The sequence below is a fragment of the Bacteroides caecigallinarum genome, from assembly GCF_021530995.1.
GTDB classification, from domain to species: Bacteria; Bacteroidota; Bacteroidia; order Bacteroidales; family Bacteroidaceae; genus Phocaeicola; species Phocaeicola faecigallinarum.
In genome coordinates, this window is the sequence record NZ_JADYTF010000036.1 from 1 (window position 1) to 26998 (window position 26998).

General features: G+C 39.4%; 16 protein-coding genes. 3 read left to right on the plus strand and 13 right to left on the minus strand.

Translation table 11 applies throughout. The annotated features are described in order from the left end of the window. On the minus strand, nucleotides 1-1051 hold a 1051-nt coding region (glf, locus tag I6E24_RS06825; RefSeq protein ID WP_235327315.1), incomplete at its 3' end, for a UDP-galactopyranose mutase. 205 nt (nucleotides 1052-1256) lie between these two features. Next, the gene (gene gltX / locus I6E24_RS06830; protein WP_235327317.1) at nucleotides 1257-2783 is read right to left on the minus strand and encodes a glutamate--tRNA ligase; all 1527 of its coding nucleotides are present in this window, start codon (nucleotides 2781-2783) and stop codon (nucleotides 1257-1259) included. An 84-nt stretch (nucleotides 2784-2867) separates the two neighbouring features. On the opposite strand from gltX, the gene I6E24_RS06835 reads away from it, so the two are divergent. Next, nucleotides 2868-4925: an HD family phosphohydrolase gene (locus tag I6E24_RS06835; protein ID WP_235327319.1), complete on the plus strand. Its 2058-nt coding sequence runs from the start codon at nucleotides 2868-2870 to the stop codon at nucleotides 4923-4925. A 116-nt stretch (nucleotides 4926-5041) separates the two neighbouring features. On the opposite strand, the gene I6E24_RS06840 is transcribed toward I6E24_RS06835, so the two are convergent. The 4 genes from I6E24_RS06840 to priA all read right to left on the minus strand — a co-directional run bounded on the left by I6E24_RS06840 (nucleotide 5042) and on the right by priA (nucleotide 10077). Further along, nucleotides 5042-6277, minus strand: a complete 1236-nt coding sequence (locus I6E24_RS06840) for an anaerobic sulfatase-maturation protein (RefSeq protein ID WP_235327321.1) — start codon at nucleotides 6275-6277, stop codon at nucleotides 5042-5044. Between the two features lie 89 nt (nucleotides 6278-6366). Next, nucleotides 6367-6834: a low molecular weight protein-tyrosine-phosphatase gene (locus I6E24_RS06845; RefSeq protein WP_154043519.1), complete on the minus strand. Its 468-nt coding sequence runs from the start codon at nucleotides 6832-6834 to the stop codon at nucleotides 6367-6369. Next, entirely contained in the window at nucleotides 6831-7541 is a 711-nt protein-coding gene (locus I6E24_RS06850) for a phosphatase (RefSeq protein ID WP_235327323.1), read from the minus strand. The genes I6E24_RS06845 and I6E24_RS06850 overlap by 4 nt, the downstream gene beginning before the upstream one ends. Before the next feature lie 73 nt (nucleotides 7542-7614). After that, the gene (priA, locus tag I6E24_RS06855) at nucleotides 7615-10077 is read right to left on the minus strand and encodes a replication restart helicase PriA (protein WP_235327325.1); all 2463 of its coding nucleotides are present in this window, start codon (nucleotides 10075-10077) and stop codon (nucleotides 7615-7617) included. Between the two features lie 93 nt (nucleotides 10078-10170). On the opposite strand from priA, the gene I6E24_RS06860 reads away from it, so the two are divergent. Then, nucleotides 10171-11160 (plus strand): Gfo/Idh/MocA family protein, encoded by a 990-nt coding sequence (locus tag I6E24_RS06860; RefSeq protein ID WP_317218727.1) that lies wholly within the window; start codon nucleotides 10171-10173, stop codon nucleotides 11158-11160. A 52-nt stretch (nucleotides 11161-11212) separates the two neighbouring features. Here the strand turns inward: I6E24_RS06860 and I6E24_RS06865 are convergent, their stop codons facing one another. The 6 genes from I6E24_RS06865 to I6E24_RS06890 form a co-directional block, all read right to left on the minus strand. Continuing rightward, a complete protein-coding gene (locus I6E24_RS06865; RefSeq protein ID WP_235327329.1) occupies nucleotides 11213-14812 on the minus strand; it encodes a glycoside hydrolase family 2 TIM barrel-domain containing protein in 3600 nt (1199 codons plus the stop codon). A 70-nt stretch (nucleotides 14813-14882) separates the two neighbouring features. Next, complete coding sequence (locus I6E24_RS06870) at nucleotides 14883-16466, minus strand: sulfatase family protein (RefSeq protein WP_235327331.1); 1584 nt, start codon at nucleotides 16464-16466, stop codon at nucleotides 14883-14885. Nucleotides 16467-16514: 48 nt separating this feature from the next. Next, entirely contained in the window at nucleotides 16515-18074 is a 1560-nt protein-coding gene (locus I6E24_RS06875) for a sulfatase (RefSeq protein WP_235327333.1), read from the minus strand. Nucleotides 18075-18092: 18 nt separating this feature from the next. After that, nucleotides 18093-19913: an alpha-L-fucosidase gene (locus tag I6E24_RS06880; protein ID WP_235327334.1), complete on the minus strand. Its 1821-nt coding sequence runs from the start codon at nucleotides 19911-19913 to the stop codon at nucleotides 18093-18095. Nucleotides 19914-20322: 409 nt separating this feature from the next. Beyond that, nucleotides 20323-21324 carry a fimbrillin family protein gene (locus I6E24_RS06885; protein ID WP_235327336.1) on the minus strand — a complete coding sequence of 334 codons (1002 nt, stop codon included), beginning with the start codon at nucleotides 21322-21324 and terminating at the stop codon, nucleotides 20323-20325. A 358-nt stretch (nucleotides 21325-21682) separates the two neighbouring features. Further along, the gene (locus I6E24_RS06890) at nucleotides 21683-22258 is read right to left on the minus strand and encodes a porin family protein (RefSeq protein ID WP_235327338.1); all 576 of its coding nucleotides are present in this window, start codon (nucleotides 22256-22258) and stop codon (nucleotides 21683-21685) included. Nucleotides 22259-22657: 399 nt separating this feature from the next. On the opposite strand from I6E24_RS06890, the gene I6E24_RS06895 reads away from it, so the two are divergent. Next, nucleotides 22658-25714, plus strand: a complete 3057-nt coding sequence (locus I6E24_RS06895) for an AsmA family protein (protein WP_235327340.1) — start codon at nucleotides 22658-22660, stop codon at nucleotides 25712-25714. A 177-nt stretch (nucleotides 25715-25891) separates the two neighbouring features. Here the strand turns inward: I6E24_RS06895 and I6E24_RS06900 are convergent. Then, nucleotides 25892-26998 (minus strand): tetratricopeptide repeat protein (locus I6E24_RS06900; RefSeq protein ID WP_235327342.1); only part of this gene is annotated, 1107 nt, incomplete at its 5' end.

Consider the following 26998-nt stretch of genomic DNA (forward strand, 5'->3'; position numbering starts at 1 on the left):
ATATTACTCGAGTTTCCTTATCTGCAAGAGCCTTATATTTCTGGTGAAGTTCATTGTTCTTAGGGTTATTTATCGGATAATATGGTTCAAGGCTATCATCCCATTCCACAGAATACTCTTTAGAAATAATAGTTTTATTGCACTTGTCTACATCTTCTCCAAACATCTCGAAATGTTTATGTTCAATCACCCTTGTGTATGGGACATCAATATCCGTATAATTTACAACCGCATTTCCCTGATAATTTGAACAATCCAATTCTTCCTCTTCAAAATATACTGTTCTATACTCAAGTTTGCCAAACTTATAGTCATAAAACTCATCTATCTTGCCGGTAAATACAATTTTCTCAGCTATCTGTTCCCAATATTCCCTTTTCTCAAAGAAATCAGTACCGGTGATTACTTCAACATCTTTAAGGAGTCCCTCAATAAGCTTATTGTAACCACCTATAGGAATACCCTGATATTTGTCACTAAAATAGTTATTATCGAAAACGAATCTCACAGGAAGTCTCTTTATTATAAAAGACGGAAGCTCAGTGCACTTTCTTCCCCACTGTTTTTCAGTATATCCTTTGATAAGCTTTTCGTAGAGGTCAACACCTATCAAAGATATTGCCTGTTCCTCAAGATTGGCAGGTTCCTTAGTCTCAGACAATGAAATTTTCTCAAGCATTTCCTTTCGTTGAGAATTTATTTTATCCATAGCCTCAGCCGGTGTAGTAACTCCCCACATCTGATAGAAAGTATTCATATTGAAAGGCAAGTTAAATAACTTTCCCTTATAGTTAGCTACCGGAGAATTAGTATATCTGTTAAATTCAACAATACTATTTACAAAATCCCATACTTCCTTATTTGACGTATGGAAAATATGGGCTCCATACTTATGGACATTTATTCCATGCTTATTTTCACAATAGATGTTACCACCAATATGATTACGTTTATCTATTACGAGACATTTTTTGTTGGCTTTTTTTGCTTGATAAGCAAAAGTGGCGCCAAACAATCCACTACCAACTATTAAATAATCAAATTTATACATGAAATAATTTGTTATGTGATTAATGTATCAATTTAAAGTTCAATATTTTATTTATAGTAATTGTGTATATAAATACAAATATATACATTAAAAGACTTAAATACAAATGACCGATTATAAAAACTGCCTTTATATAAAAAAAATCTTTTGGAGAAGGAAAATATACATAATCCATCTCCAAAAGAATACAACAAAAAATTATCGTTTATTTCAGTACTTCTACTGCTTTTTCAATACGTCTGATAGTCTCCTCCTTACCTAGAAGCTCAGTGATATCAAACATGTGAGGTCCCTTACACTCGCCTACTACAGCAAGACGGAACGCGTTCATAACATTACCCATATGGTATTCCTTCTCAGTAATCCAGCCGATAACAATGTCTTCAGATGGTTTTGAGCTGAAATCTTCAATACCACGAAGCACTTCTATAAGCTCGTTCATGATGCGAGGAGTATCTTCTTTCCAGCGTTTCTTGATATCCTTTTCGGCGTATGAATCCGGAGCCACGAAGAAGAAACGTGCCTGATCCCATAATTCCTTAACGAAGTTCACACGGCTTTTGACCAATGAAACTACAGAAGTAAGATAAGCATCACTGTAAGCTGATACATCCACACCATGTGCCGACAATACAGGCTTGAACAATTCAGCTATCTCAGCGTCATCTTTCTTCAAGATATACTCATGGTTAAACCAGCGTGCCTTTTCGTAGTCGAACTTAGCTCCTGCCTTGCTGCAACGATGCAAATCGAAGAGTTTTACCAGTTCGTCAAGCGACATTATTTCCTGGTCGTTACCAGGATTCCATCCCAACAAGGCAAGGAAGTTGATAACAGCCTCAGGAAGATAACCCGATTCGCGGTAACCTGAAGATATTTCGCCACTCTTTGGATCATGCCATTCCAATGGGAATACAGGGAAACCAAGGCGGTCACCATCACGCTTACTCAACTTACCGTTTCCGTCCGGTTTAAGAAGCAAAGGCAAATGAGCGAACTCAGGCATAGTGTCTGCCCATCCGAATGCTCTGTAAAGAAGTACATGAAGCGGAGCGGAAGGCAACCATTCCTCGCCACGGATTACGTGAGTAACCTCCATCAAGTGGTCATCAACAATATTTGCAAGATGGTATGTAGGAAGTTCATCAGCCGATTTGTAAAGCACCTTATCATCAAGGATAGACGAGTTGATAACCACATCGCCACGGATAATATCATTTACATGTACATCCTCGTTCGGTTCAATCTTGAAACGTACTACATACTGCTTTCCTTCAGCAATAAGAGCATCTACTTCTTCTTTGCTCATTGACAATGAATTGCGCATTGAAAGACGTGTAGAAGCATCATACTGGAAGTTAGGAATTTCCTTTCTCTTGGCATCAAGTTCTTCAGGAGTATCGAAAGCGATGTAGGCTTTGCCGTTATCGAGCAGAACCTGAACATATTTCTTATATATATCACGACGTTCCGACTGGCGGTAAGGTCCGTTGTTTCCACCAAAACTTACGCCTTCATCGAATTTTATACCCAACCATTTGAACGATTCGATGATATACTCTTCCGCACCGGGAACGAAACGGTTTGAGTCAGTATCCTCTATACGGAAAATAAGGTCTCCGCCATGCTGACGGGCAAAGAGATAATTATACAAGGCAGTACGCACACCGCCGATATGCAACGCACCTGTAGGGCTAGGTGCGAAACGAACTCTTACTTTTCTTTCTGACATATTGATTTTCAACTAAAATATTACGCAAAAGTAATCTAATTTTCCCGTTTTTTGCTTATTTTGCACCCAAAATATACATTGATTATGAAAACTTTCCGTAAAGACAATACATTTTCATACAAACAACTCCTCTACAAATGTGCTATTTTTATAGTCACTGTGTCAATCATCGTCTATTTCATGCCTAAGGAAGGTAAGTTCAACTACCAGTTTGAGCTTAACAAGCCATGGAAATACGGACTTCTTCAGGCATCATTCGATTTCCCTATATATAAGGGTGAAGAGCAAGTAAAAACCGAACAGGACAGCATTCTCAAGTTCTATTATCCATACTATCACCTCAATGCTGAAACAGGACAGGAGATGATAGAAAAACTGAAAAAGGACTATAATGACAAATCGTTGATTATAAAGGAATATGCCAACTATAAAAGACATATAGAGAAGACTCTGGAGAAAATATATGAAACAGGAGTCATATCTCCCAACGATATGGAACAGTTGAAACAGGAAGGAACCTCAACTATACAAACCATTACTGAAAACACAGCGGTCCAAAGAAGTGTAGATGAAATATACACCATCAAGGAAGCCTACGAAAAACTAATTAATGCCGATACTGTACATTTCAACAAAACATTGTTGCAACAATGCAACCTGAACGACTATATAGTTCCTAACCTGACTTACGATTCGGAAAAATCCATGACAGCCAGACAGGAGCTTCTATCCAATATATCCTGGGCAACCGGATATGTAATGAATGGCCAAAAGATTATAGATCGCGGAGAGATTATAGACCAGAAGAAGTTTGATATACTCCGTTCCATGCAAAAAGAATGGAATAACCGTAGTGAGACAGTGGCCGAAAAGCGTCTCACACTGTTTGGACAGATTCTTTTCGCATCAATAATGGTAGCCCTGTTCATGGTATATCTTGAGATATTCCGCCGAGACTTCTACAACGTGAAAGGCAAGGTGTATCTACTTTTCAGTATCATAATAGTATTTCCTGTAATAGCATTCCTCATGGTGGAACATGCGTTTCTGAGTGTGTATATAGTACCGTTCGCCATGATTCCAATGCTAATCAAAATATTCCTCGATTCGCGTACAGCTTTTATGGCGCATATAGTGACTATACTTATCACTTCAATAGCACTCAGGACGCCACACGAATTCATCCTGCTGCAAGCCGTGGCAGGTATGGCCGCTATATATAGTTTGAGGGAACTGTCGCAACGTTCACAGCTGCTCAACAGTGCTTTTCTCGTCACTATAACTTACTCGCTTCTATACCTTGCGCTTGACCTGGTACACGTAAGCGAGATTGCACAACTGAGCACATACGTATACATGAATTTCGTTATAAACGGATTGTTATTGCTGTTCACATATCCTCTGCTGTTCATTCTTGAAAAGACTTTCGGGTTTACATCGAACGTAACTCTGGTGGAGCTGTCGAATATCAACACCAAGCTGATGAGAGAAATGTCGGAAATAGCTCCGGGAACATTCCAACACTCACTGCAACTGGCCAATCTTACTGCAGCAGCAGCCAACCGTATCGGCGCCAACAGTCAGTTAGTACGTACGGGAGCCATGTATCACGATATAGGGAAAATGATGAATCCTGCATTCTTCACCGAGAACCAATCGGGCGTAAACCCGCATAACCAGCTGAATTACAAACAAAGTGCACAGATTGTAATAAGCCATGTCACAGACGGTCTGAAGCTTGCGGACAAGCATAATCTGCCTTCGGTGATTAAAGAATTTATCAGTACCCATCACGGGAACGGACTTACCAAATATTTCTACATATCGTATCAGAACGAGCATCCTGACGAAGAGGTAGACAAGACAGTATTCCAGTATCCTGGTCCTAATCCGTTCACTAAGGAACAGGCCATACTGATGATGGCTGACTCGGTGGAAGCAGCATCAAGAAGTTTACATGAATATACAGAAGAAAGTATCTCTGCTCTAGTTGAGAAGATTATAGATTCGCAGGTGCAGGAAGGATATTTTAGGGAGTGCCCTATCACATTCAAGGATATTGCTACTGTGAAAAGCGTGTTCAAGGAAAAGCTGAAAACAATGTATCACACGCGAATAAGTTATCCGGAACTCAAGAAATAGTTATCCGGAAATCAAGAAACAGTTGGCGTGACACGGACGTGTAACGGTCGGAACACGAACGCTACACGCGTGTGACACGAACGTGCAACACGCGTTACACGTTCGTGTCACGGCATTTATTCCAAGACAATTTCGCCATTACGTATAGCCTCCATAACATTTGCAGGAGCACGTTCGGCAAGAAGTTCCTTTTTCATATAGTCCATGTATGGAGCTACATGTTTGAAGAACTGATAATATCCCTTACACAGATAGTTCAGACCAGGTTCTCCGGTCGCTGTCTTCGCAAAACGGTTCTTAGGGCAATCGCCGTTGCATGCAAACAGGAACTCACACTCCTTACACTGTGTAGGCAGCGACTTCTGTTTCATCAGTCCGAACTCCTGCTGTCTTTCGCTGTACATCATCTCAACCAATGTCTTCTGATAAATATTGCCCAGCTTATATTCCGGAAATACATAATGGTCGCACGAATAGACATCACCGTTGAACTCCATCACTCCTGCATGTCCGCAAGTCTTCGCCATAGAACATACGCCGGGTTGCTCACCCACCCAATTGGCAAGTGTAGAATCGAATATCTGAATGAAATACTCACCGACATCATTCTTAACCCATTCGTCAAAAAGCTTACAAAGGAAGTATCCCCATTGCTCCGGTGTTACAGAGAAATCTGCCAGCTTATCTCCCTCCTGCATAGGTGATGCCAGATGACGGCCATCGTTATGCTTGAAAATTCTCTCCACGATTGGAGCGAACTGGATATAGTGGCAGCCTATTGACTTGAAGAAGTTATAGAACTCCACCGGATAATCAGCATTATAGTCGTTCACCACAGCCATGGCATTCCATTCCACACCATGTTTATTAAGCAGCTCTATACCGCGCATAACCTTAACAAATGAAGGAAGTCCTTGCTTGTTTCGGCGGTATTCATCATGAAACTCCTGCGGACCGTCTATAGATACTCCCACAAGCCAGTTGTTTTCTTTAAAGAACTGACACCACTCGTCAGTAAGCAATGTACCATTAGTCTGAATGCAGTTGTCTATCGTCCTTCCGCCGGCATAACGTTTCTGAAGTTCCACAGCCTTCTTGTAGAAACTGAGCGGACGCATCAATGTTTCTCCTCCATGCCATGTGAAGAGCACTTGTGGCATAGTCTGCGAGCCGATATACTCTTTGATGAAGCGTTCCAGAAGCTCGTCGCTCATCACATGCTTGGACGTATCTTTATACAGATTTGATTTTTCAAGGTAATAGCAATAATCGCAAGCCAGATTACATACCGCTCCTACAGGTTTAGTCATCACATACAGTGGCTTGGCAAAAGGTGCAAATGTCTGTTCCATGGTATATTAATATAGTTTTTTTATCTTTCAGATGCAAAGGAAAATAAATATGAGTGTATGTGCAAATAAACAATCATAAAAGATTATTTCTACAAGTCCTTCTTTATCTCTTCCAGCAGACCCTGACAGGCATCTTCAAGTATATCCAATACATTTTCGAACCCTTGTGCTCCGCCATAGTAAGGGTCAGGAACATAATCAACCACCTTAGTACGGCAATAGTCTGTCATGCGGCCAATCTTCTTTTCCGATTCAATGTCCGGAGCCATATCACGAAGATTTGCTATATTGCGGTCGTCCATTCCCAATATAAGATCGAAATTATAAAAATCGTCTGTACATACCGGACGCGACAGATGTGTAAGTCTGTAACCTCTGCGTGCAGCATGCATACGCATACGTTCGTCGGGCAATTCGCCACGGTGGTATGAACTTGTTCCGGCAGAGTCTACTTCCACCTCCTTATCAAGACCTTCTTTTCTCAAAAGGGTACGCATAACTTCGTCTGCTGTAGCAGAACGGCATATATTACCGAGGCACACAAAAAGTATTTTCATTTTCCTATATACTGTTTAAATCGTTCTACATCGGTATTCATTATCAGTTCTTCAGGGAATTCTATCTCTGCCAACAGTTGCATGGCATAACCATACTCTGCTATATCGAAAGAAATATGCGCATCACTTCCAAGAATGACAGGAACTTCGTATTTCTTGCACAATCGCAGAATTTCCAGATTATTGCCTCTCGCCTCCGGCTTGTTACGGCATGGCTTCAATGAACTGTTGTTTATCTCCAGAAGAGTGTGATGCTCTTTCGAAGCCAGTACTATAGGTTCGAAATCAAGACTTGCTGTTCCATCACCGGGATGACTGATGATATTTATGTATGGATTTGAAATCACATTAACCATGCCATGAGTGTTCTGCTCCTTAGTTCCGTGAGTATAACATAACGAATGTATACCTGCAATACGAAGATCGAGCATACGGAGATAGAACTCGTCCATATCAATATTACCGTTGAAATCCGTTATGTTAATTTCCGCTCCAAGAAGAAGCTCTATGCCATACATCTGTCTCGGCACGACATGAAGATTGCGAAAATAAATGGGGTCACACGTTCCGGGAATACCTGACGAGTGTTCTGTTATTCCCAGCAGTTTCAGTCCCTTTGCTGCTGCCGCCTGTGCCATCTCCTGCAATGTGCTGAAGGCATGACCACTGGCTATGGTATGTGTATGTACGTCTAATTCTATATTCATACTTTCTTTTAAGTTGTTGGTTCTCAATTGTTATTTGTTGGTTATTAGTTATCAGTCTGTTGACGGAGTTCTATTAATACGGATCTACATCATAATACACCATCAACGACTTGAAGCGTTCATCTTCCATTATCGCCCGCTGCACCTGCTGGAGGTATGTGCGGATTTTCGACATTGATGCCTGCTGTTCAACCTTTATCATTATCTTCTTTATAAAGAGTGTCTGTATCCGCCCTACTGGTGGACGGTCCGGACCTAGAATTCTGTCGCCAAGTCCGTTTCGCAGATATGATGCCATACAGTCGGCAGCCTGTTCCAGAACATCTTCATTACGATGTTTGAGATATACATATATCAGTCTGTGGAACGGAGGATAGCGGAACATGCTTCGTTCGGCGCACTGCTCATCGTAAAGTGCATTGTAATCGTTCGTAACCACCTGATGTATTAGCGGGATATCGGGCGATTTGGTTTGAAGCACTACCAGACCACGCTTGTTCTTCCTACCTGCCCTACCCGATACCTGAGCCATAAGCTGGAATGCTCTCTCATACGAACGGAAGTCGGGATAGTTGAGCATGGAATCGGCATTCAGAATTCCCACTACACTCACACGGTCGAAATCCAGTCCCTTGGAAACCATCTGCGTTCCGATAAGTATATCTGTCCTTCCTTCCTGGAAATCGTTGATAATCCTTTCGTATGCTGTACGTGTGCGGGTGGTATCCATATCCATTCGTGCCACTGTGGCATCGGGAAATATCTGTTTTATATCGTCTTCCACCTTTTCCGTTCCGAAGCCGCGGTTCACGAGTTCCACTCCTCCACAAGCCGGGCATGACTTGGGCACACTGTATGTATATCCGCAATAATGACACGTCAGCTGGTTCAATCCTTTATGATATGTAAGACTCACATCGCAGTTCTTACATTTCGGCACCCAACCGCATGTGCGGCACTCTATCATAGGCGCAAATCCACGACGATTCTGGAAAAGGATTATCTGTTCCTTGCTCTCGAGCGCTTCCCTCATCTTCTGCAAGAGGAAAGGTGAGAAATGGCCCGACATACGTCTCTTGCGTGCCAGTTCCTTAATATCCACTACTTCTATCTCCGGCAACTGTATCTGCTGATATCTTTCCTTCATCTCTACCAGAGCGTATTTTCCGTGAGTGGCATTATAATACGATTCCAGGCTCGGGGTTGCTGTACCGAGAAGGGTTTTAGCGCCATAAAGCGATGCAAGCATTATCGCTGCACTCCGGGCATGATAGCGCGGTGCATGATCCTGTTGCTTATACGATGTTTCGTGCTCCTCGTCCACTATCACCAGCCCCAGTCTGCGGAAAGGAAGAAAGACTGACGAGCGTACACCGAGTATCACATCATAGTCATTGTCTGTAAGCTGTTTCTGCCATATCTCCACACGTTCGGCATCCGGAAACTTTGAATGATATACACCAAGACGTGAGCCGAATATCCGTCTCAATCTCTCAGTTATCTGAGTGGTAAGTGCAATCTCCGGAAGAAGATAAAGAACCTGTTTCCCAGCTTTAATAACTTCTTCTATCAGATGTATATACACCTCAGTCTTTCCGCTGGCTGTAACTCCATGAAGAAGACAGATGTTTTTCTGATGGAACGACGACATTATGGAACGGAAAGCCTTTTGTTGTATTTCATTCAGAGGATTCAATGGTACTGTATCTGTCTTTCCGGCTATAAGACGTCCTATCTCGTAGTTATAAGTTTCGAATATATGTTTGTCGATAAGACCGTTCAGGATTGATGCAGATGCGCCGGAAGCCTCCAATAGTGTCTTTTTCGAGACTTCTGTCAGAAGTTTTCCTTCCTGCATCCATCCGGACAATTCAATATATTTCATCAGCAGAGCAAGCTGCTTGGGGGCACGAGCCAGAAGGTCAAACTGTTTCCGGAGTACAGTCTCATCGCGCATACTCTCCTGCAATCGTACGCGAACCTCTGTCTTAGGCTTGTAATTGCGTTTCAGTTCTTCTTTCACACGGATGGCATCCTTCTCCATCAGTGATTTTATTGCCGGAAGAATATTCTTGATATTTCCAGCACGTTCTATCTGTGTGATACATTGCTCAGTATCCACACTCAGGATGTCAAGTATACGTTGCTCCTTAGGCGAGAGAGGTTCATCAGCCACGAAATCAGGATTATATTCCACCACAGTCTCACTCTCCAGTTTCATTCCCGAAGGGAGTGCAGCCTTATAAACATCGCCAAGCGTACACAGATAATATTCCGCCACCCACTTCCAGAAAGCCAACTGGCGTTCCAGCATCACGGGTGTTTTGTCCAGAACCTCGGAAATATCTTTCGTCTCATATTCCTCAGGTGCCGAATAGTGTATCTTCACAACGATAGCAGTGTAATACTTCTTGACTCCGAAAGGTACTACTACACGGCAACCAGTCTCCACCCGGTCCTCAAGTAACTCAGGCAAAGAATATGTGAACGTATTCGCAATGGGAAGCGGCAATATGACATCGACGTACTTTTTCATACCGCAAAGGTACAAAAAAGGACATGCCGTTGTCTCTAAATATTCCCAAACTTTTATAGCTTTGCAAAACTTTAAGTCAACGAAGTTAAACTAATTTTATACAGAATGAAAAAATATAAAATAGGTATTATCGGCTGCGGACATATAGCCGAAAAAATGGCCGCCACCATCAACGGAATGCAGGAAGCGGAAAGCTATGCAGTGGCATCAAGAAGTATCGAGAAAGCTCAGGCTTTTGCTACGAAATGGAATTTCAGCAAAGCATACGGAAGTTATGAGGAGTTGGTTACCGACAGCGAGGTCGACCTGGTTTATATAGCTACACCACATTCACACCATTTCGAACACGCGCGTCTGTGCATAATGAACGGCAAGCCTGTACTGTGCGAAAAATCATTTACGGCAAATGCCCGTCAGGCTGAAGAGCTTATCCGTCTGGCTGAAGAAAAGAATGTATTCATAACCGAGGCCATATGGACTCGCTACATGCCTCTGTCTGTAAAAATGAAGGAATTGCTGGATGAAGGAGTGATAGGAAAACCTTACACTCTGTCTGCAAACCTTGGATATGTGATTGCCGACAAGGACAGAATAGCCAAGCCGGAACTTGCAGGCGGAGCCCTTCTCGATATAGGTGTCTATACCCTGAATTTCGCTGCTATGGCTTTCGGAAGTGATATAAAGGAAGTTCACTCCGCATGCCAGCTGACGGCGACAGGAGTTGACGCGCAAGAAAACATCACTCTTTTCTACAACGATGGCAAGATGGCATCTCTGCAATCATCTGTATATGCCCAGACTGACAGAATGGGAGTTATTTCGGGCGACAAGGGGTTCATGGTAATAGAAAATATCAACAATCCTGAATGTATAAAAATCTTCGATACAGACTATAAACTGAAAGCCGAATACAAGGCTCCGGAACAGATTACAGGTTTCGAATATCAGGTAAGAGCTTCTATTGAGGCTATCGAAAAAGGCTGGAAGGAATCGCCTTACATGCCTCACAAGGAAACTATAAGAATAATGCATCAGATGGATGCGCTGCGAAAGGAATGGGGAGTGAAATACCCTTGTGATTAATTGAAAAAATGCCACAAACTGGATTGTCTGTTTGTGGCATTTTCTAATTTTATCAGTCTGTGTATGATATTCTCAGTTTATACTTGAACGGTAGAGGAGCAATCTTGTATGTATCCAATGTAGTAGGTCCGCAACTGCCGTTTCCAAGACCTCTTACCTGAGCATCAAGGTGAAGCACTATATACGGACGTTTCTGCAACTCCCACATATGTTTGGCATTCATAAGATCTGTATCCGTATATCTTAGAGCTGAAAATGATACAGATCCTTCTGTCTCTATGCGTATTCCACAACCGTCTTTACCAGTCAGTTTCAGTTCGCGCAAAGACTCACGATTGCCCATACTCTGAGGTTTCATATATCGTTCCACCATATCGTCTACAGTAGTAGAATAACGTCCCATCATACAACCTTCCTTACGGTCTATATAATTCTCCCAAGGACCTAATGCATAGTAATCCACTTTGTTAAGGCCTGCATTTACAGCACATACCAGTCCGGCACGGTAGAGTTCCTTAGTCTTAGGAGTAAGCTTGACATCCATATCTAGTATTCCGTTAGGCAGGAATGTATATATGATTTCAGAATCACAAAGCGTTCCTCCGCGAGATGTAGTAACCACTACCCTGCCATCTGACTCTTCTACCACATTACAATTACCTGTTGGTTCAAGTCCATTTTCTGTCTTAAATGGGCCACGGTCATTCTCTACAAAACGATGATTGTCGTACAGGAATCCCTGCTTACCGTATATCACGTCCAGACCATTCAGGCGCAATTCTGTCATACGTCCTGTTGTCACATCAAAAGCTGCAAAGACAAAAGCATTACCCACTGTTATTTCCTTCTCGTTCTTTTCAACATTAAGTCCTGCCACTTTAGCCTTTGATTTAAGTTCCGGAAGAGTTCCTCTTGACAAAAGTTCGAACTGTTTCTGTGCCACTGTATGTCCGGCAGTCGACCATTCTGTCTGTTTAGTATTGCGTACATAAAGATTCAGCATAACTTCACTTCCATTCTTTTCTGCATTCTTCAAATTTGTTCCCTGAAGTTTCAATGTGAAATCTTGCGACATGTCAGGAGCAATAGCAGGCAAAAGCATACTGTCTTTTCCTACTATGTTTCCATTCTCTACAGTTTCCCACAAAAGTTCGTAGCCGTTCAGTGTAATGAAATCATACGTATTGTTAATATTGATCGATACAGTGTTCTTCTTTACATTCTTTTCAGTCATAGCAAACTTCACATACTGATAAACAGCTTTAACCTCTTTCAATTTCGGTGATTCATGACGAGTGGCAGGAACTATACCGTTAGAACAGAAGTTACCCTGATGAGGACCAGGGAAATCATAACCTGTGTGGAGTCTTCCTTCATAAGTTCCGTTCAATATGTCTTTAGGTTCATATATAGCCTGATCCACCCAGTCCCATATAGCTCCACCAATAGTGGAATTACTGCTTTCAATACTTTCCCAGTATTCCTTCAAGTTACCGATGGCATTACCCATGGCATGAGCATACTCACAGATAAACATAGGTTTGTCGAACGAATTGACATACTTGTCCATCCAGTCCATACCAGGATACATCTTCGAATAAAGGTCGCTGAATCTGTTACCGCCATATTCCTTTCCGTCACGGGTACTTTCGTGATGCACAGGACGTGGGTCAAGACGTTTTGCGGCATCATAACAAGCCTGGAAGTTGTTACCGCCTCCACACTCATTACCGAGGCTCCAGAAAATCACACTCGGATGATTACGGTCACGCAATACCATACGGTCAATACGGTCTACGAATGCAGGAATCCAAGAAGGCATATCGCTTATCGACTGGTTGGCATGGTCTTCAAGGTCAGCCTCATCCATAGTATAAAGTCCGTAATAATCAAACATTGCATACATCTTTGCAGCATTTGGATAATGCGATGTACGAATAGTATTGATATTGTTTCTCTTCATCAGCAACACATCCTCAAGCATTGATTCTGTAGTAACCGCACGTCCGTACAAAGGATGAGTGTCATGTCTGTTCACACCCTTGAAGAATACTCGTTTCCCGTTGATATAAACTAGGGATCCCTTTATTTCTATATCACGGAATCCATATTTGGTAGAAAATGCCATTTCGTCCTTACCTCCGTTACGTTGTATCACTGACACTGTATAGAGATCAGGTGTCTCCGCTGTCCAAAGCAACAGGTCCTTCAAATTGAAACTTACATTCAATTTATCAGTACGTTTCTTTCCGGTAAAACTTACTGAAAGAGTTTCTTCAGCAACAGTCTTTCCGAAAGGATCTGATAGTCTTACTACTATATCCTTATCACCGGTCATACCGTCACGATTGTCAAGAGTAAGTTCAACATTCATCTTTCCGTCCTTATAACCTGATTCAGGAGTAAGTTCGGAAGTTATATAATGGTCTCTTACACTGACCAAAGGAGTGGAATAAATGAATACATCTCTGAATATACCACTCATGCGGAACATATCCTGACATTCCAAATATGAGCCGTCACTCCAACGGAACACCTGCACTGCAAGCTTGTTGTCTTTCTCTCTCAAAAGTTTTGTGATATCAAATTCGGCTACATTGTTTGCTCCCTGCGTATAACCTACATACTCTCCATTGAGATAAACAAAAGCGGCGCTATATATACCTCCAAACTGAATGAAAGTACGCTTTCCATCCCAGTTTTCAGGAAGGTCGAAGAATCTGACATAAGAACCTACAGGATTTATACCGTAGTTCTTGCCACCATCATTAAATCCCTTGCGGGCATCAATATATGGCGGAGTATTAGAGTGAGGATATTCCACATTACAGTATATAGGTCTGTCATATCCATGCATTTCCCAGTTTGAAGGAACAGGGATAGTAGCCCAACTTCTTATGTCATAATCCTCTTTATAAAAATCCACAGGACGTTCCGAAGGCTGTGGCACGAAATTGAAATACCAGTCTCCATTGAGGAATTCTACGGATTTACTCTTTGTATAGACCCATGGTGTCGCATAAAATTCTCTGTCTGCCATCATTTCTTTCTCGCTCACGTATGGGGTATAAGTGGCATGACCTTTTTCCTTGTTTTCTGCAAACATTGTTTCGTCTTCCCAATATACTTTCTCGCGTACTGCTGTCTGAGCGGATGCAGGCGCAGCTACCTTAGTCTCTGTAATTATAAAAAGTGCCGCTTCATCATTTTTTGCCTTATCGGCGTCCATCAGAACCACACTGCCATCTTCCTTACAGACAGCCATCCATTGTGCTTTGTTCGATGGAATCAAACGTACATATTTACCTTCAGGTTTAATAAGCCAGAGCTGCATTTCGTCTGACCCGTTAGTCTCTACAGCCTGTACGAAACCGTTCTCACCGGCCTGTATAGCCTGATTGTCGAACGGATTGACAAATCTGTAACTTCCGGACAAGTCTGCAATAGACCAAAGTTGAGCCTTATCTGCTTCATTAGCTGAAGAAAGCTTGATTTTAGGAGCTACTCCGGCATAAGTCCATACCTTTCCTTTATACTTAACGGAACTTACTGAATAAAGTTTCTTACTGTCGAAACGTTTTTGTGCATCAAGTCCTGCAAACGTAAAAGCGAATACCAACGTAGCAAGAATAAATAATAAACGATTTCTCATGGTAATAACAAGTTTAAAAGAAGTGACAAAGTCAATTCTATGGCAATGTCACTTCTTGATTATACAAATTTTATAATTTCTCTTTTAGTTTCTCTTCAATAGGGTCTTTGTACTGAGCTTGAAGCTTTCTCAGTTCCTTAATCATGTCTTCAGTTATCTGTTCATAACCTTCCTTGCCGTATAGATTATTCATTTCCTTTGGATCTTCCTGTAAGTCATAGAGTTCCCAAGAATCGATATCATTATAGAAATGAATAAGCTTGTATCTCTCTGTACGAACACCATAATGACGTTTTACCATGTGTTCTGCCGGATATTCATAGAAATGATAGTAAAGAGACTTACGCCAGTCTGCCGGTTTCTCACCCTTCAGCAAAGGAAGTACAGATACTCCATGTATGTCTTCCGGTATCTCGGCACCTGCAAGATCAAGGAATGTTGCAGCATGGTCAATATTCTGTACCATCTGAGGAATTTCACCTTTAGCCTTAGTCTTGAAATCATCTGGGATACGCATTACGAGTGGTGTACGCATTGATTCTTCATACATAAAACGTTTGTCGAACCATCCGTGTTCTCCCATATAGAATCCCTGGTCTGAAGTATAAACTACAAGAGTGTTCTTCAGCAAGCCTTTCTGTTCAAGATAATCAAGTAGCTGTCCTACATTGTCGTCAAACGATTTCAGCACTTTGGCATAATCGCGCATATATCTCTGGTATTTCCATTCCGCCAGTTCTTTTCCCTTTGGATTCTTTTTGTAGAACTCATCTATGATAGGTTGATAGAAATCTTCATAAACCTTACGGTCTTCAGGATCAAGTCTGTTAATCATAGCCTCATATGTTGACTTCAGACGGCTATCCATGTCGACTCTATACATCTTTGTGTCATACATAATGTCCATATCCTTCATGATACTCATTTCCTGAGTCTTTGCAGCTTCCCTACCTTCATAATCGTCATAGAAATTGTCTGGCATCTCAAAAGTCTTGTCTTCATATAGAGACAGATATTTCAATTCAGGCAACCAGTTACGATGGCAAGCCTTGTGATGTACGAACAGGCAGAAAGGTTTATCCTTGTCCCTTTGGTTCTCTAACCAATTAATACTCTTTTCCGTAATTATGTTGGTCAGATATCCTTTCTCTGTAATAGTATCATTATTCATCTCTATAAAACGAGGGTTATAGTAATCACCCTGTCCCGGCAATATCTCCCAATAGTCAAAACCTGTCGGCAGACTCTCAAGATGCCATTTACCTATAATCGCAGTCTGATAACCGGCTTTCTGAAGCAACTTTGGCATCGTCTGCTGCGAACCGTCGAAAATACATGTAGTATTATCATAAAATCCGTTTGCATGACTATGCTTTCCTGTGAACATACATGCGCGGCTTGGTCCACTGAGTGAATTAGCTACAAAACTATTAGTAAACTTCACACCGTCTGCCGCTATACGGTCAAGGTTGGGTGTCTCGACATAACGATTGTCATAACAGCTCATCATCTGCGATGTGTGGTCGTCAGTCATTATATATACTATATTATACTGCTGTTCCTTTTCCTTTTTCTCTTCGGAACATGAAGTTGCCGCTAGCATAGCAGCCGTACCTGCAACATAAACCGGCAATCTATTATACAAGGTATTCATGATATTAATTAATAATTAAAAAATTAAGAATTATAAATTAGCTGTAAATTATAATATTTCATCGGGAAACGGAATAATCTTTCCAGTAGCTTTCATCGATGGTCTCTGTGCGTCCCTTTCTCTAAGATAATCGGACAATTCGGCGGCAAGCTCTTTAACCTTCTCCGGCATCTTTATTGCCAGATCATTCTGCTCACCTATGTCATCTTTAATATTAAACAGGCGCAAGGCTCCGGTTTCCCAGGTATATATTAGATGATAATCACCTTTTAATATAGCCGAGTATGCTCCGTATCCTTCCTCTTTATTTTGAGTCTCCCCCCACAGATTCGGGAAATGCCATACCACAGCCTTATCCTTGTCTGTAATTTTTCCTTTCTTCAAGGACTTCACAAAGCTCTTTCCGTCAATTTCCTGTATAGTCTCATACTTTCTGACACCTGCCATTTCAAGAATCGTCGGAAAGAAATCCTCTATGATAACCTTTTGTTCACACTCCGTACCGGGTCTTGTCACACCAGGCCAATATACCATCATCGGTTCTCTTACACCACCCATAAAGGCAGAACCTTTTCCGGCACGTGCAGGATAATTCTGGTCGCGGTTTTCCACTCCCTGACGAATATTGTTAAGTCCCTGTCCACCATTGTCAGACATAAAAAGCAGAATTGTATTCGCTGCCACTTCAGGATTCTGTTCCAGATAATCAATGATATCACCCAGGCTCTTGTCCATACCCTCAACCAGTGCTGCATATCTGGCTTCATTCTCATTCATTCCTGCTTTCAGCTGCTCATCATATTTACCCCTGTACTTTCCGGCAAAACGTTTATCTTCATCGTACGGGCTATGAACAGCATAATGAGACATATACAGATAGAATGGTTTGTTCATTTTTACAGACTCTTTCATCTCTCTGATAGCCTCAATCGTAAGAGCTTCAGTCAGGAATATGTCCTGTCCGTAGTATTTCTCAAGTCCTTGGACTGCAAAACGAGTCCCCTCGCCAAAATTCTTTGTACCAAGATAACCTCCCGGCGCGCCATTAGGTCCTCCGGCAATATTTACATCAAATCCCATGGTAGAAGGATCGGCACCCGGAGTTGTTCTTGCCCCGAAGTGTGCCTTCCCGCAATGTATTGTTCTATAACCATTGTCTTTAAGAATCTGCGGCAATGGCGTTATGGCAGTAGCATTATTTATTTTACCCTTCTCATTGGCAGGCTGAATACCGTTGAAATTCCATTCCGGCAGTTCAATCACGTTACTTTTACTGTCCGTTTTTTGGTTCAGTTCCAAGGTCCAGTTTGTTACACGATGTCTTGAAGCATTCATCCCCGACATCAGGCTGCATCTTGTAGGCGAAGAAATAGCGCAAGCGTATGCCTGCGTGAACTTCACTCCCATTTCTGCCATTCTCACCATGTTAGGGGTGTTGAAACGCTTATTCAATGGAGTTTGTTCGTTATTATAAAACGGAACAGACGTATCCTGCCATCCCATATCATCAACTAGGAACATTATTATGTTAGGCTGCTTCTGACTTGCCATTAAATCAGAAGTCACAAGCAGCCCACATGAAATTGCAGTAATAAAAATCTTTTGCATTTAGTATTAAATTAGATTTTACTTTTTGACATTAACTCCAATTTCATTAATATCAACCTTAGCAGCTTTTCCATTTACAGAAACAGCATCCAGACGTATGAACCTGATATTTGCGGCTCCATCAACAGAAACAGTCTGAGGAATAGGATTATTCATTATATTACTGAATTCGCTGTCTTTCTTTATTGTTTTCCAATTCTTTCCATCAGTGCTAACCGCAAAAGAGTACTTGAATGCCATATCAGGTTTTGCCTCAGCCTTTGCAGGAGCGTATGTAAATGCCGAAAGAGATACTTTCTGTCCGAGATCTATTACCAACGGTGATTTTGAGACAACATTCCATCCATCACGTGACAGATTATTCCACTCCTGACCAACCGCATCATCGGCAACAGGTTCTGCATAATATGCAGCTACATTGCATATATTAGCCTTGTTTCTTGAAGCGGTAAGAGTGACACGTACCTTTTCTGCCTTTACAGCAGGGAATCTGAACATTCTCTTATATCCTACAGTTGTACCTTGTGCAACATTTTTCCATTGTCCGTCAGTCAGTGTCTCTACATTAACACCTTCCACTCTCTGACCTTTGGATATATCTTCCTGAAGCATTATCACATTGATTTCAGAATTATTTTTAAGGGCATATTCCTTCTGCTCTCCCTGTACCGCTTTCCAAAGCTTATTACCGTCAACAACTTTATTATCGGCAAAAGCTTCGTCAATATAAGCCTTGAATTCCTTAAGTCTGTTCACATCGGCTTCGTTGATAAGTCCTCTTGTGTCAGGAGGAATATTAAGAAGCAAAACAGAGTTATAGCCGACAGACTGAAAATAAATATCAACAAGATGTTTCAGAGATTTCACCTTGCTGTCCTCATATTCATGATAGAACCATCCCGGACGAATAGACACATCTACCTCGGACGGATACCAGAACAGTTCTTTTGCCTTTGCAAGAATATCCCTTCCTCCAAGGTCTTTTGACATATTATTAATATTCAAGGCTTCGTTGTTCTTAGCTGCGCGTGCATATACTCCAGGAGTAAGTACTGTTGCACTCCATTCAGTCTCACGTCCGAGACCTTTTTCATTACCAACCCAACGAACATCATCACCCATAATGGCAGTTACAGCCTTTGGCTGAAGAGTACGTATTGTAGAATAAAATGCATCCCAATCATAGACCTGTTTCTTTCCGTTCGGACCCTCACCGTTAGCTCCATCAAACCATACCTCATGTACTTCACCATAATTGGTCAATAATTCGGTAAGCTGCTCAATAAAAAATTTGTTATATGCTGGAGAATCTCCATAACATTCTGCATTCCTGTCCCACGGAGAAAGATAGACACCGAACTTCATTCCATACTTGTCACATGCCTCACGCAATTCTTTCACAACGTCTCCCTTACCGTCTTTCCATGCAGACGATGCTACAGAGTGCTTCGTTGTCTTTGTAGGCCACAGACAGAAACCATCATGATGCTTTGCTGTCAAAATAACCATTCTGAAACCGGCATCTTTAAGATTGCGTACCCATTGCTCCGCATCTAGTTCGGTTGGGTTAAACAAAGCAGGATTCTCTTTTCCGTCACCCCATTCACGTCCGGTAAAAGTATTTATTCCAAAGTGTAGAAAAGCTGTCAACTCCATTTTCTGCCACTCCAGCTGTTGCGGTGTAGGAACCAGACGAGATGCCATATCAACTTTCTGCTCGATTGTTATACCTTCCGGGAACTCCAAATGTTTTGTGTAATATTCTTCACTTGTTGTACAAGAAAAAAGAGACAAGATAGGACACAATGCTACAGTCCTGATAATATTCTTACAGTTCATATTTATATATAGTTTTGGAATTTCCAAAGAGATGTATAAACTATCTTAGGCAAAAGTCATATAATCAAATTTTAAAATTTAAGGTTATTATTTGCCATTATTTAATTCTACCATGCAAATATATAAAATAAATCCAACAATAATGGCATCAATGCAAAATAATTTAAATAAAAAACATTAGAAAACAAAATTCTACAAATTTACACAAGTCTAGAAGCATTACTGTTGCAAACTGCCATCAACGTAATTCTTTTTATATTGTGTAGGAGTAAATCCCACCTCATCCGAGATTTAATTAAAATTCAGGCTACTTTCACTTATTAGTTTCATAGCCTGATAACAATCTTAGTTTAATGGGTCCTGAAGTACATTTTGTGATGAACCGGGTGAAGATATATAACCTATTTGATTATAATACCGGAACATCCACCACCTCACCATCTTCCCAACCCTGCAACCCAATTTCCACAGTAATGCCAGTCGTAGTCTTTTTCAGGTTGAATATACAGTAGCTGCCAGCCTGGAATCGTTTCAACGTCTGGCTTGCTGCGATAGGAAGCTCAGTGATGAACTCACCTCTGTCAGTCATGGCTCTAACCCTTAACTGCGATGCTGAAAAAACGCCGGTAGGAAGAACCGGAAGATAAGCCTTCTTCATTTCCTGCGATGCAACCTGCATACCATTAGCGTTAAATCGCATAGCTACAGCTGCAGAAGGACTGCCGCTGACCACTGCTTCCGTCTGACTCTGAGGATTGAAAGAAGCAGACGAATAGAACACTGCATTTCCATCAGAAGTTGAAAGTTCTATTGAATTCAGATTGAAAGTTTCGTCAGTGCCATTCGTCACTTTGAATATTACAAGCGATGTAAGATGCCTGAATACTACTCCTTCCAACACATTTCCACCATCTTCATTCTGTACCGGCGGTGCATACATTGGTCTGAACTGTCCCAAATGATGTGAGTCGTCAGCTGCCGCCTGGCTTATAGTCCCGTCTATCGCTACATTCAATTGAACCTCACCATTTGTTGCTATTTCCATTGGCGGATATATACCATAATAATAATTTGTCTCAACCCTGTCGCCTATGTATTCAAAATTTCCGGACCCCATTGAAGGACCTCCTATCAGAGAGAAATCACAAGCCACCACATCATCAGGATTACTTCCAACCATCATGCGCACCTTGTCGCCTTTATCCCATCTCACCTGAAGACTTCCACCATTCGACGGAAGGTTCTCATCAACAGATGCCCTTGACTTTCCTGACAAATCCGATACTGTCATTGACATCCTGAAATCTTTATTATCTACATTGCTATCTACATTACCAGCCTCATCCTTACTACATGACGTAGAAGCTAGGAGCAAAGCCATAATAACGAATACCCTATTGATTCTATCCATAACTATAGCGATAAATTACCATTCACCCATAAAAAAGTCATCCTCAGATCCAAACCTTCCTCCATCAGATTGTATACCACTGGCACACAATATTCCTTCCGAAGAAATTTCTATACACTCACACAAAGGTGCTACATAAGTCTCTTTAATCTCAATTTTTTCAGATTTCTGCTTCATAAAAAACTATACCTATTAATTTATCATACAGTTTAGAATACAAGCGACTCAAATGATTTGTTCAATATTAATTATCAAATGCTTACTTTTTGCAGTTTTATTGATTTGAATCAACAAAAATCCTCCATACATCAACACTCGATTAATGTATGGAGGATTATTGTATTACATCAGCAATTTATCAGAACATATAGGCCAGCGACACCTGCCATGAATTCTTTCTTACACCAGTACGCAAATCTACATCCGAAGCATCCAAGACCATATCTCCAAGTTTGCTTGCTCCAATATTATAATTAACTCCAACCTGAAGATGGCGTATTAATTTCAGTCCGACACCGATATTTACACTAACAAAACTCTTATTAGATTCTTCCATCAACTGCTTCCATCCATCGTTTAAACTGAAGCCAAACTGAGGACCAGCAGCTATAAAAAAGCCTAATGTACTTCCAAGTCCCAGTGTCCACTTAAGGTTCACAGGGATTTCAACAGACTTCAATTTCTCTGAATTTTCATTGTTCACATCCATACCTGATTGTGAATAGAGAGCTGCTACATCAATTCCCAAACCAATAATAGGCAGAGTAACATCAATCATAGGGCCAACGAAGAAACCGGTTCTATTATCACTAACCTTAGTGTCTAATTTGGAAATATCCAAACCACCTTTAAAACCAAACTTTACCTGAGCCTGTGAAGGAACAGCACATAACAGGCATAGCATAACCAATAAAGTTGAAACAATTTTTTTCATAACTCTCATGAATTTAGAATTTACATTGGTAAAAATAATAGTTTAAAATTAAAAAACAAGCTCTTTCATAATATTTTGTAGCCCATTCAGCAAACGATGCGGAAATTAGGAATAAGACCAATCTCCATCATCCATGGTAAAAATACAAACAAATTCTGAGCTAATCACACATTTTGGTAAAATATTTTCAATAATAAAGCAATTTGATATTATCAGACAAGTCGTAATTGATTAAAAAAAATTATAAATAAATTTATAGGCCAAATTACCGAAAACATGTTTGCATATATCCGAAAATTTTGCGAATATTGCATATAGGTTGTGTATAATACATTGCTTATTAAAAGTTTAACGACACCTATATACTAAAGAATTAACGATATAAACAACTTTCCAAGCATGAAAGCATCAAAAATTATTTTATTAGTATCAGTAATTATTATTGCTCTTACTTTCATTGTACCATTTTGTATCTTCCTGGTACTTAATAATTATTTCCTTACACCAAACAAACTGACAGAAATGGTACAAAATGAAATCAACAATAATACAAACTTAGATTTCAGCTGTAAAACAGTCGAGCTGGAATATTTAAGCTCATGGCCTAAAATAAGTCTTTCTATCAAAGACGGCGAACTGTCCATAGGCGACAATAACAGCGACTCCATATCAAGTATTGATGTGAAATTCAAAAAGGTTTTCAGCACAACAGACCTGAGCGACATTATAATTGAAAAAAAACTTAATCTGAGCACCATTACAGTCGAAAGTCCTAAAATTGACATTATTATAAATAAAAACAAGCCTCAGATAATTTTAAATAGGAAAAACATTAAAAAGTCCGAGAACACAATCCAGCTTAATATCAATAAGCTACTTGTGAACAATGGAGTAATAAAAGTTAAAGACAATATTACAAAGAACGACTTATCATTTAATAACACAAATGTCATTTTAGATGGAATAGTCAATTCGTCAAATGGAGATTTTACTCTTTTTACTGAATGTAAAAACGTTGAGGTTAGAAATAAAAACTTCAACAATGATTTTAATTTTACTGTCAACTGCAAATGTTTAACCCCCAACAAATATAACGACATAAAAATCAAAGAAGCTGAACTGCTAATAAATAATATTCCTTTTGAAATATCAGGAGAGATTAGCGACTTACAACATAAAAAAGAGACATTCGCAAACGTTTCTTTTAAAATGAAAATACCTAAACTAAAAGACTTCATAGACTATATACCTTCGCAATATTCAAAATTCAAAGATGAATATTCCATTGACGGAGAAACACTATTAGAGGGTAAATTATATGGTAAGACTTACGATACCATACCTGATTTATTTATAAAAGCCCAGATTAGTAACGGAAAGGTGTGTTATAAACCTAAAATGAGTGTTATCGACAATATAAAGATGAATGCAATATTCAATTATAGCAACAATCCCGATTCCTGTTATATTGAATTAAAGGACCTTTCAATGTCCGGACTAAACTCTGAAATCAAAATGCACAATAAAATCACCAATTTTGACAATCCTTTTGTTTCAGGAGAATTGGTAGGCAATATAGATTTCAATAAAATAGGCAAAGAGTTTCTATCATCAAACGTAATTGACGTTGAAGGAGATTTTTTGTCCAATATATCTTATGCATTTAACTTGAATGATTTAAAGAAAGAACTCTACAATAAAATATGGATTGACGGTAATATTAAATCTGACAAGATTTATGCCAATGCCAAACAATATGATTTAAATATTTATTCGTCAAATTTTAACCTGAATATTGGTTACAAAACCAATAAAAGCAATTTTATCGACAACAAAGAAGTCTTAAGCGGAACTATCAATATTGATACATTATTAATCGACTATAAAAATAATATCAATATCAATATTTCCAAATCTTTTATCAGGACCAATACTGCCATGTCATTTGACAATAAAGATGCCGTTCCACCTGTCACTATTCATTTGAATTGCAATGAAATAAGTTCCAAAATAAAAGACAATACCCTAATAAACGGTAAAAACTTAGAAGCTCATATTGGTACAAAAGAGAGAAAAAATAAAAATTCGGCAAAAGAAGGAGCTTTAGTTATAAACGCCAAAGAGCTTAAATATGCAGATTTAAAGAATAAGAATATTTTAGCAATAAAAAACGGCAACTTTATTACTGAATTTCATGATAATAACACTCAAAAATCTTCAAACTCAAAACAATCGTCCTCAATAAGTAATTATGCCATCAAGGGAATGATAAATTATAAAGAGGCGTTCATATTTGCCAAGTCATTTCCACAAACGATTAAATCCAATAATGCAAGACTCACATTCAAGAACAATGAAATTGTTTTAAACCGAGTGGAACTCAATTCCGAAAAATCAGATTGCGTTCTTACAGGAATTATTTACACTTCTAAAGACCAACAAAACAAGAGCCAGATAAATGGAAGCTTGCGCCTGATTTCAAACAATATGAACTACAACGAGTTATACAATACGTATATTGATGGCTCGTCCAATTCAAATGAAAATAATGAAGAAATAAACATGTTGATAAAGAATTACAATAACATATTCAATAATAAAAGCAATACAAAAACACAAAAGCCTGAAAGCACCCAGAAAAAACATCCTATATATATACCTAAGAATCTGAATTTAGACATTAATTTGAGTGTAAACAATATGGATTACAATGATATCAATCTTCAGAATGCAAACGGTAATATAATTATTAAAGATCAAAAAGCTTATGGAGATATAGGCACCAGAACAAACTTAGGCAAGATAAATTTAGAAATACTTTATAATAGTCAAAACAAGAATAACGTAAATTCTATTTTTGATTTGAAGATAAACGATTTACTGGTAGGGCAAATCAGTCAAGTATTACCATCCATATCAACCATACAACCATTAATAAAATCAATGGATGGTCTTATAAACAGCCACATTACGGCTGAATGCTCACTTCTCCCCAATATGCTTCCTGATTTATCTACAGCGAGAGCTGTATGTACGATAGACAGTCATAATATTACATTAAGAAATGATAAAGTATTTGCTGAGGTATCAAAAAAATTAAGATTAAAGAATAGAGAAAAAAATATTATCAATAGCATTTCTATGAATATCGTTGTTCAAGACAAACAGATTATGGTTGTTCCTTTTACTTTAGAATGGGATAGATACAAGACAATCATCGGTGGACAACATAGCACAGATTTGGTATTTGATTATCATGTTGATGTCTTAAAATCACCAATACCAATAGATTTTGGGCTTAATATACATGGAGCTGTAGATAATTTAAAGTTTAATATAAAGAAATGTAAATACAAAGACTTATACAATAGAGACAATGGATTAAAGTTCCTTAATAATACATATTCAAAAATGGAACTCCTGCGAAAAGAGATTTCAAAGAAAATCAATTTATAATAAAAGCTACTTTATTCCGGACGCTTACGTTAATGGTTACGTTCCGAATGATATAATCTGATGCTATTAGTCCCGACTCAGAGGCGAATCTTACGAATCGTACCGAGTCGGGACTAATTTTCTATTTTGAGATACGTACTTTACCGGTTTGTTTTACGATATCAACACGCTATTTTGTCAGAAACAGAAACCGATACCAAAAACATGTCGTGTCGATTTTATCTTATCTTCATATTCTTTTGATATGGCAAAGCGATATTGGAATGTGTAACGTAAAACAATAGGACCAATCTTGCCAAGCAAACCTACTTCCGGAGAAATTGCGCTATAAATCTTAAATGTAGGATTATTATCATCACTGTCGTCTGTTGTATCATAAGATTCAACTCCTTCCTCTTCTTCTTCGCCTACGTATCTATCACCATTTTTATCAACAAACTCTCCAATACCAGTGTATCCAGGTCCAAAGAATATCCACACCGGGAAAGACGAAACCGGATTGATAGTCCAACCAAAAGACACATTCAATTCAGGTTTTTCAACCTCCGCATAATCCTTTTGGAAAGCTTTAAACAAATCTTGATGAACACTTAAACTAAAATAACCTCCTACTTTTTTATTCTTGTACGAACCTGTTGTTATTCCTATCGGAGTATTCTTACTATATTCATAAGCATACACCTTTACTCTTTGTTTTCGGCTGTTCATTAATATACGTATTTTTTTAGCTTCAGAACTTGCGACCAATGCATTTGCACAATTCTCGCTAACTATTTTATCATATAATTCCAAAGCTTTATCATATTCTCCGTTGGTCTTATAAACTTCGGCCATATCGAAATACTTCTGACAGTCATTTGAATATTTAGTAATGCTCTCATATCTTTTCTGCGAAGCCTGGGCATCAGAAGGATTCAAAGTAAGAATCTTAGAATATAATACTGAGGATTTACGGTAATCCAGCAATTCATAAGCTTCATCAGCCTGCTTCTGATATAAGAATATAGAATCAATATTTGCAATCAGTTCATCAAGATTTGCATTTTCGGGACAATCAGAACATTCTTTAGCAATTAAATATTGTTCTTTAGCCTCATCATACATACATTTCTGAAAGAACTCAGTACCTCTTTTTCTATATTCATAATAACAGCCATAAACAAATTCAGCGTCAGGATCAATTATTTTATATTGCTTCAATTCTTTTGGTTCAAGTTCAGCAATAATAGTTAAAGGCAAGTAATCATTTGTAATAATAGTAAGTTTTCTTCCCCTATATCTTTT

What these genes read in the sequence shown, in the direction of transcription:
- gltX (WP_235327317.1), bottom strand. Translation starts at nt 2,783, where the DNA reads ATGTCAGAAAGAAAAGTAAGAGTTCGTTTCGCACCTAGCCCTACAGGT.
- I6E24_RS06835 (WP_235327319.1), top strand. Translation starts at nt 2,868, where the DNA reads ATGAAAACTTTCCGTAAAGACAATACATTTTCATACAAACAACTCCTC.
- I6E24_RS06840 (WP_235327321.1), bottom strand. Translation starts at nt 6,277, where the DNA reads ATGGAACAGACATTTGCACCTTTTGCCAAGCCACTGTATGTGATGACT.
- I6E24_RS06845 (WP_154043519.1), bottom strand. Translation starts at nt 6,834, where the DNA reads ATGAAAATACTTTTTGTGTGCCTCGGTAATATATGCCGTTCTGCTACA.
- I6E24_RS06850 (WP_235327323.1), bottom strand. Translation starts at nt 7,541, where the DNA reads ATGAATATAGAATTAGACGTACATACACATACCATAGCCAGTGGTCAT.
- priA (WP_235327325.1), bottom strand. Translation starts at nt 10,077, where the DNA reads ATGAAAAAGTACGTCGATGTCATATTGCCGCTTCCCATTGCGAATACG.
- I6E24_RS06865 (WP_235327329.1), bottom strand. Translation starts at nt 14,812, where the DNA reads ATGAGAAATCGTTTATTATTTATTCTTGCTACGTTGGTATTCGCTTTT.
- I6E24_RS06870 (WP_235327331.1), bottom strand. Translation starts at nt 16,466, where the DNA reads ATGAATACCTTGTATAATAGATTGCCGGTTTATGTTGCAGGTACGGCT.
- I6E24_RS06875 (WP_235327333.1), bottom strand. Translation starts at nt 18,074, where the DNA reads ATGCAAAAGATTTTTATTACTGCAATTTCATGTGGGCTGCTTGTGACT.
- I6E24_RS06880 (WP_235327334.1), bottom strand. Translation starts at nt 19,913, where the DNA reads ATGAACTGTAAGAATATTATCAGGACTGTAGCATTGTGTCCTATCTTG.
- I6E24_RS06885 (WP_235327336.1), bottom strand. Translation starts at nt 21,324, where the DNA reads ATGGATAGAATCAATAGGGTATTCGTTATTATGGCTTTGCTCCTAGCT.
- I6E24_RS06890 (WP_235327338.1), bottom strand. Translation starts at nt 22,258, where the DNA reads ATGAAAAAAATTGTTTCAACTTTATTGGTTATGCTATGCCTGTTATGT.
- I6E24_RS06895 (WP_235327340.1), top strand. Translation starts at nt 22,658, where the DNA reads ATGAAAGCATCAAAAATTATTTTATTAGTATCAGTAATTATTATTGCT.